The sequence below is a fragment of the Streptomyces anandii JCM 4720 genome (assembly GCF_014650655.1).
In the GTDB taxonomy this organism is placed as follows: domain Bacteria; phylum Actinomycetota; class Actinomycetes; order Streptomycetales; family Streptomycetaceae; genus Streptomyces; species Streptomyces anandii.
Map to the genome: position 1 here is coordinate 130,526 of NZ_BMVJ01000001.1, position 4,413 is coordinate 134,938.

Sequence of the window (4,413 nt, forward strand, 5' to 3'; positions counted from 1 at the left end):
GTTCGCCGAGGCCCGCGACGACCGCGCCCGCAAGCGGGTGATCGTCGACCAGATCGCCGCCCTCACCGACGTCTCCGCCCGCTCGCTTCACGCGCGTCTGACGGGGCAGGCATGACATTGACAGCGCGCTTACCGACACCCGTGATACCGGTGGGACCCGAGTGACCCCCCTGGCCCCGGCCGGGCCGCCGAGGTGACCCTCCGTGGCCTGATCGGGCCACTCCCTCTTCCCGCAGCACGCTTTCGTGCGGGAGGCTCGCAGGTGGCGGCACCCTTACGAGGAGGCATCAAGTGGTCGACGCGGATCAGACATTCGTCATCGTCGGAGGAGGTCTCGCCGGCGCGAAGGCGGCCGAGACCCTCCGCGCGGAGGGCTTCAGCGGCCGCGTGATCCTCATCTGCGACGAGCGCGACCACCCCTACGAACGCCCGCCGCTGTCCAAGGGCTACCTCCTGGGCAAGGAGGAGCGCGACAGCGTCTTCGTGCACGAGCCCGCCTGGTACGCGCGCAACGACATCGAGCTGCACCTCGGCCAGACCGTCGTCGCCATCGACCGCGCCGCGAAGACCGTCCACTACGGCGACGACGGCACCCATGTGCGCTACGACAAGCTGCTCCTGGCCACCGGCGCCGAGCCGCGCCGCCTGGACATCCCCGGCACCGGCCTGGCCGGCGTCCACCACCTGCGCCGCCTCGCCCACGCCGAGCGCCTCAAGGGCGTGCTGGCCCACCTCGGCCGGGACAACGGCCACCTCGTGATCGCCGGCGGCGGCTGGATCGGCCTGGAGGTGGCCGCCGCGGCCCGCGAGTACGGCGCCGAGGTCACCGTCGTCGAGCCCTCCGCCACCCCGCTGCACCACGTCCTCGGCCCCGAGCTGGGCCAGCTCTTCGCCGAGCTGCACCGCGAGCACGGCGTCCGCTTCCACTTCGGCGCCAGGCTCACCGAGATCGTCGGTCAGGACGGCATGGTGCTGGCCGCCCGCACCGACGACGGCGAGGAGCACCCCTGCCACGACGTGCTCGCCGCGATCGGCGCCGCCCCGCGCGTCGCGCTCGCGGAGTCCGCGGGCCTGGAGCTGGCCGCCCGGGAGCACGGCGGCGGCATCGCGGTCGACGAGCGGCTGCGCACCTCCGACCCGGACATCTACGCGGCCGGCGACGCCGCCTCCTTCCCGCACGGCCTGTTCGACACGCGGCTGCGGGTCGAGCACTGGGCCAACGCGCTCAACGGCGGCCCGGCCGCGGCCCGCGCGATGCTCGGCCAGGACGTCGTCTACGACCGCGTGCCCTACTTCTTCTCCGACCAGTACGACCTCGGCATGGAGTACAGCGGCTGGGCGCCGCCCGGGTCGTACGACGAGGTGGTGATCCGCGGGGACGCCGGCAAGCGCGAGTTCATCGCCTTCTGGGTGAAGGAGGGCCGGGTGCTGGCCGGGATGAACGTCAACGTGTGGGACGTCACCGACCCGATCCAGCACCTGATCCGTACGAGGGCACGGGTGGACACCGAGGCGCTGGCCGACCCGCACGTTCCGCTGGACAGCCTGACCTCGTAGGCGGGAAGGAGTGTCCGACCGTCCCCGTAGAATTCACGCGTGGCAGGACGGATCAACGACGAGGACGTGAAGGCGGTACGGGACGCGGTCCCGATCGACGCCGTCGTGTCCGAGTACCTCCAGCTGCGAGGCGCGGGCGGCGGCAACCTCAAGGGGCTGTGCCCGTTCCACGACGAGAAGTCGCCGTCCTTCCAGGTCAGCCCGAGCAAGGGACTCTTCCACTGCTTCGGCTGCCAGGAGGGCGGCGACACCATCACCTTCGTGATGAAGGTGGACCACCTCTCCTTCTCCGAGGCGGTCGAGCGCCTCGCCGCCCAGGCCGGCATCACCCTGCGCTACGAGGAGGGCGGGTACAACCCCGCCCACCAGCGCGGCGAGCGCATCCGCCTGGTCGAGGCCCACAAGCTGGCCGCCGAGTGGTACGCGGAACAGCTCGCGGCCTCGCCCGAGGCCGACACCGGCCGGGTCTTCCTCGCCGAGCGCGGCTTCGACCAGGCCGCCGCCGTCCACTTCGGCGTCGGCTACAGCCCGCAGGGCTGGGACCACCTCACCCGCTTCCTGCGCGGCAAGGGCTTCAGCGACAAGGAACTGATCCTCTCCGGGCTCTCCCAGGAGGGCCGCCGCGGCCCCATCGACCGCTTCCGCGGCCGGCTGATGTGGCCGATCCGCGACATCGGCGGCGAGGTGGTGGGCTTCGGCGCCCGCAAGCTCTACGAGGCGGACAACGGCCCGAAGTACCTCAACACCCCCGAGACGGCGATCTACAAGAAGTCCCAGGTCCTCTACGGCATCGACCTGGCCAAGAAGGAGATCGCCAAGGCCTCCCGCGCGGTCGTCGTCGAGGGCTACACCGACGTCATGGCCTGTCACCTCGCCGGCGTCACCACCGCGATCGCCACCTGCGGCACCGCCTTCGGCGGCGACCACATCAAGATCCTGCGCCGCCTGCTGATGGACAACGGCTCGGCCCGCGTGATCTTCACCTTCGACGGCGACGCTGCCGGGCAGAAGGCCGCCCTGCGGGCCTTCGAGGACGACCAGAAGTTCGCCGCCGAGACCTACATCGCCATCGCCCCCGACGGCATGGACCCCTGCGAGCTGCGGCTGGCCAAGGGCGACGAGGCGGTCGCCGACCTGGCCGAACCGCGCACCCCGCTCTTCGAGTTCGCGCTGCGCCAGATCGTCGCCCGCTATGACCTCGACACCCCGGCCGGCCGCGCCGCGGCCCTCGACGAGGCCGCGCCGGTCGTCGCCAGGATCAAGAACAGCGGCGCCCAGCACGAGGTCGCCGTCCAGCTCGCCGGGCTGCTCGGCATCCTCGACACCCAGTTCGTGGTCCGGCGGGTCGCCCAGCTCGCCCGCTGGGCCCGCGAGCGCGGCGGCTCCGGCCGGGGCGGCGGCCCGGACCGGCAGCAGGGCCGCCCCCAGCAGCAGTACGCCCCCGCGCGGCCCGCCGCCACCGCCTCCCGCGGCCCGGCGCTGAACCTGCGCAACCCCGTCTACGCCACCGAGCGCGAGCTGCTGAAGCTCGCGCTGCAGCGCCCTGAACTGGTCTCCCCGGCCTTCGACGCGTACGGCGTCGACGAGTTCACCGCCCCGCCGTACGCGGCCGTACGTCAGACGATCCTCGACGCGGGCGGCGCGGAGTACGGCGTGGGCGACCCGCAGGAGTACCTCGCCCGGGTGCGCGAGGCGGCCCCCGACGACCAGGTCCGCGCGATGGTCACCGAGCTCGCGGTGGAGGCGATCATGCGCCGCGTGGTCGACGAGATGTACGCGGGCGAGGTCCTGGTCCGCGTCCGCCGCCGCGCCGTCGAGCGCCGCATCCGCGATCTCAACAGCACCGTCGCCCGCCTCGGCACCGGCGGCGACCCGGCCGAACTCGCGGCCGCCCAGAACGAGTTGTGGATCCTCCAGCAGTACGACCAGGCCCTGCGGGAACGCGGCGCGGCCGCGCTGTGAGCGTGGCCCCGGCCGCCGCCGAACGATCTGAGTAACCGCCCGGTCACGGACCGGACGCAAAAAGTCATCGCACGCCCCTCGTGGCAGCGATGTGTCGTACCCCACACTGGGTCCGGTGCCTGAGTCCTCGGAGCGCGGCCGATCCGTCCCCCACGGGTCCCACACCCCCGCGGCTTCGCTCATCGCGTACGGGACGGACAGCGGCGAGGCCGCCGACTCCGCCCCCCGAGTACCGCTGCCGCACAGCTCAGCAGCGAACATCCTGGAGGTCGCCCCCGTGCAGACCCAGACCCTCGCCCAGACCGACATCGCCCCCGACCTCGTCATCGCGGCCGTACCCCCGCAGGACAGGGTCGGGCACCACCCCGAGACGGAAGGCCCCGCCGAGGCCCCGTCCGAGCCGGAGGAACCCCCCGCCGGGGCGCTGGAGGCCGACGCACCCGAGCCCGTCGAACCGGCCCCGGCCCCCGCCCGCACCGAGTCCGGCGGACCCTCCTCCGACCTGTTCCGCCAGTACCTGCGCGAGATCGGCCGCATCCCGCTGCTCACCGCCGCCGAGGAGGTGGAGCTCGCCCGGCGCGTGGAGGCCGGCCTGTTCGCCGAGGAGAAACTGGCCGGCACCCCCGACCTGGACTCCGAGCTCGCCCTGGACCTGGACCGGCTGGTCGTCATGGGGCGGATGGCCAAGCGCCGGCTCATCGAGGCCAACCTGCGGCTCGTCGTCTCCGTCGCCAAGCGGTACGTGGGGCGCGGTCTCACCATGCTCGACCTCGTGCAGGAGGGCAACCTCGGGCTGATCCGGGCTGTGGAGAAGTTCGACTACGCCCGCGGCTACAAGTTCTCCACCTACGCCACCTGGTGGATCCGCCAGGCCATGTCCCGGGCGCTGGCCGA

General features: G+C 72.7%; 4 protein-coding genes. All 4 read left to right on the forward strand.

The window, feature by feature from the left end; genetic code table 11:
* A partial coding sequence (locus IE249_RS35715; RefSeq protein ID WP_229857335.1) for a hypothetical protein occupies window positions 1–115 on the forward strand: 115 nt, incomplete at its 5' end.
* Between the two features lie 176 nt (window positions 116–291).
* Complete coding sequence (locus IE249_RS00575; RefSeq protein ID WP_189702775.1) at window positions 292–1,557, forward strand: NAD(P)/FAD-dependent oxidoreductase; 1,266 nt, start codon at window positions 292–294, stop codon at window positions 1,555–1,557.
* 39 nt (window positions 1,558–1,596) lie between these two features.
* Window positions 1,597–3,519, forward strand: coding sequence for a DNA primase (dnaG, locus tag IE249_RS00580; RefSeq protein ID WP_189702776.1), 1,923 nt, complete (start codon window positions 1,597–1,599; stop codon window positions 3,517–3,519).
* A gap of 115 nt (window positions 3,520–3,634) precedes the next feature.
* The coding region (locus IE249_RS35720) for a sigma-70 family RNA polymerase sigma factor (protein ID WP_229857136.1) at window positions 3,635–4,413 on the forward strand (779 nt) is incomplete at its 3' end.